Raw genomic sequence first — 3,045 nt, 5'->3', positions numbered from 1 at the left:
CGTGTATCCAGAGTATCCACGGCGCCGCTTTTAGCTCGATCGCGTTTAGTAGTACGCGGTAAATCGCAAAGAAAATCGGGATCTGCATAAGTATCGGCAAGCAGCCGCCCATCGGGTTGGCGCCGTTTTTCTTATATAGCTCCATCATGTGCATATTTAGCTTTTGCGGATCGCCTTTGTATTTGGCTTGCAGCTCTTTTACCTTCGGCGCCAGATCTTTTAGCTTATTCATCGATAGCATGCCTTTGTAGGTAAGAGGGAAAAGCACGATCCTGATAACTAGCGTTAGTACGACGATCGCCCAGCCCCAGTTGCCGATATAGCCGTAAAGTAAATTTAAGAATGCGAACATCGGTTTTGCGATAAAGGTAAACCAGCCGTACTCGATGACGTCCACGAGCTCCTCGTTTATCTGGCTTAGAGTAGCGTGGTCTTTGGCACCGATGTAGCCTTTAGCTTTAAAATTTTGCTCGCCTTTTACGAATATCACTGCATTGCCCGCGCCGTCTTTTGAAACTACGGGATTTAAAAGTCCGTCAAATTTAAAAAACAACGTCGTGTAATACTTGTCACTACCCGCAGCTATATTAATATTATTAAAATTTTGAGTAGCATCAATGTCACCATCTTCAATAATGGTTAGTTTTTTATTGTCATGCCTCAAGAGAACACCATGAAAAGCAAGTCGATCTACAGCCACATTTGGACGAATACCAGGCGTTATAAAATATTGACCAGAACTTACATTGATATCCAAATCATAACTTCCATTTGGATAGAATGTAATTTTTTTAGTTATATTTGAACCCTCCAAATCTTGCTTTAATGTGATGGTTTTTGGCTCATCACCCAAAACAAGCTCACTAATATCACTATAATAAGATACCTTCGATGACTGCTCTTTCAGTTTACTGTCTACGAAATCTATCCCAAGTGGTAAATATTGCCCCCAAACCAATTCAACACGTTTTCCATTATCTTTATATTTTTCGTCATTTAGATAAAATTTAGAAATCCTGCCCAGCTCGTCTATGCGCGCCTCAAAGTGCTCGCCCTTTATCACAGCGATCTCGCGGCTTTGCGTCGCTACGGCTTGCGGAGCGCTAGCGCCCGATGCGGTATTTGCGCTCGGAGCGGCATTTGCTTGCCCTACCTGCTGCGCTGCAACGGTTTGGTTTTGATCTAACGGCAAATTTTTAGGAATAAAAAAATAATCGTAAGCGATAAAAAAGATAAAAGATAAAACGGTCGCTAATAGCACGCGTTTTTGAACTGACATATTGTCTAACACTATTTTTCCTTTTGAAAGTCTAAATTTTTAATAACGTAGAATTTATTTTTTTTATACGGGACGAACCAAAATGCGATATGTGATTTTAAATTTTGATTGGATATAAAAAAAGAGTTGAAATTTTTACTGATGACAGGGTAGTCGATGCCGCCCTTAAAGAGTTGATTACAGCGTAAAATTCTAAAAATAACCGCAAAAAGCGCCGAGAAAAAGCCGTTAAATTTAAACTGCCAAACGGCAAATTCCGAGCATGAGGGATAGTATCTGCAAGACTTCGGAGTAAATTTGGAGATATAATCTTGATACGCTTTTATCAAAAATAAAATAGCTTGTTTTATCATTTTCATATGCCTGATTTTATACATCCGAGTTTTTTCATAGCCCAAGAGATATTTTTTTTGAGCTTTAAAAACGAGCTTTTATCTAGCCCGTTTTTAACGACTATCACGTAAATGCCGTCCGCAAGCTCATTTGAAATCTCGACTACGACCGCTCGCAAAAGTCTTTTACATCGGTTGCGAACGACGGCTTTGCCTACCTTTTTGCTGGCTACGACGGCTAGTTTGTTTTCATTGCAAGGCTTAAAAAAGACTATCGCCTCCTCGCAGTGCCATTTGACGGCCTCTTTGTAGATGCTTGAAAACTCCTTTTGGCTGCTTATAGAGCTAAATTTGCTTAAACGGCCAATCTTGCTCTGCCTTTTGCGCGTCTTGCGTTTAGCACTTTGCGACCGTTTTTAGTTTTCATGCGGACGCGAAACCCGTGAGTGCGTTTTCTAGGGGTTTTATGAGGTTGGTATGTTCTTTTCATAAATTTTTCCTTATGGTGATTTTGATATAAGTCGGTGATTTTATCAACAAATCGCTTAAAATCCTTTTAATAAATTTTTAAACTTCGTTTTAAAATAATAAAAATATAATCGCTCATTAAAATTTAGGAGAAAATTTTGCCTTACATTATTAGAAAAGCATCCAGAGCCGACGTTTCGGCCGTTTGCGAGCTGGTTAAAGAACTAGCCGCGTACGAAAAAATGAGCGGTGATGTCAAATTTACGCCCGAAATTTTTGCCGAGTCTATTTTTGAGAAAAACTACGCCCGGATTTTAGTCTGCGAAACAGAAGGCAAAATCATAGCTTACGCGATATATTTTTACACCTTTTCCACGTTTTTGGGACTTGGCGGGATGTATTTGGAGGATTTATACGTCCAAAAAGAGCATCGCAACAAAGGCATAGGAAAAGAGTTTTTTAAGCATCTAGCTCAAATTTGCAAGGACGAAAACCTCAAACGCCTCGAGTGGGCGTGCCTGCACTGGAACGAGCCGGGCATCAAATTTTACGAAAAGATGGGCGCGAAAAACCAGTCCGAGCAGTGGCGAAACTACCGCTTGGACGGCGAAAATTTAAACAAACTAGCGCTTTGATTTATCTGTTTTTAACGCCCTTTTGGATATCATCGCGCGATGAGTTACGCAAACGAAATTTTAAGAGAGCTTTACTATCTGAGGGCGTTCGGGTATAAATTTGCCGATTTTTCGCCTTCGTCCGCGGCCTTGCCAAGTAGCCTTGCCGAACTAAACGCGAGCATCAAAGAGTGCAATCTATGCGAGCTTTGCAAGAGCGCAACCCACGCGCTAACGGGCTTTGGAGATAAAAGTGCTAAGGTGGTTTTCGTATTTGACGCGCCAAGCGCCGCCGAGGACGCGAGCGGAAAGTTTTTAGCAGGCGACGATAAGTTTTTGCAAAATTTAAACG

The 3,045-nt window shown here is 41.1% G+C and carries 5 protein-coding genes and 1 pseudogene; 2 read left to right on the top strand and 4 right to left on the bottom strand.

Annotated features, from left to right (window positions below; translation table 11 throughout):
• The 4 genes from yidC to rpmH all read right to left on the bottom strand — a co-directional run.
• Window positions 1-1,291 (bottom strand): membrane protein insertase YidC (gene yidC, locus Q0314_RS10785; RefSeq protein WP_298058899.1); only part of this gene is annotated, 1,291 nt, incomplete at its 3' end.
• Window positions 1,291-1,656 carry a membrane protein insertion efficiency factor YidD gene (gene yidD / locus Q0314_RS10780; protein WP_009496673.1) on the bottom strand — a complete coding sequence of 122 codons (366 nt, stop codon included), beginning with the start codon at window positions 1,654-1,656 and terminating at the stop codon, window positions 1,291-1,293. The genes yidD and yidC, both read right to left, overlap by 1 nt.
• Complete coding sequence (rnpA, locus tag Q0314_RS10775) at window positions 1,635-1,952, bottom strand: ribonuclease P protein component (RefSeq protein WP_366114794.1); 318 nt, start codon at window positions 1,950-1,952, stop codon at window positions 1,635-1,637. Before rnpA ends, yidD begins: the two co-directional genes overlap by 22 nt.
• A gap of 14 nt (window positions 1,953-1,966) precedes the next feature.
• Window positions 1,967-2,101: a 50S ribosomal protein L34 gene (rpmH, locus tag Q0314_RS10770; RefSeq protein WP_002946826.1), complete on the bottom strand. Its 135-nt coding sequence runs from the start codon at window positions 2,099-2,101 to the stop codon at window positions 1,967-1,969.
• 136 nt (window positions 2,102-2,237) lie between these two features.
• On the opposite strand from rpmH, the gene Q0314_RS10765 reads away from it, so the two are divergent.
• Window positions 2,238-2,714, top strand: coding sequence for a GNAT family N-acetyltransferase (locus Q0314_RS10765; RefSeq protein ID WP_298058897.1), 477 nt, complete (start codon window positions 2,238-2,240; stop codon window positions 2,712-2,714).
• A gap of 39 nt (window positions 2,715-2,753) precedes the next feature.
• Window positions 2,754-3,045: pseudogene (locus tag Q0314_RS10760) on the top strand (uracil-DNA glycosylase); the annotation flags it as partial.

The organism is uncultured Campylobacter sp., assembly GCF_938040115.1.
GTDB lineage: Bacteria > Campylobacterota > Campylobacteria > Campylobacterales > Campylobacteraceae > Campylobacter_A.
Note: the sequence above shows the minus strand (reverse complement) of the source record. Positions and strands in the feature narration are given on the sequence as shown.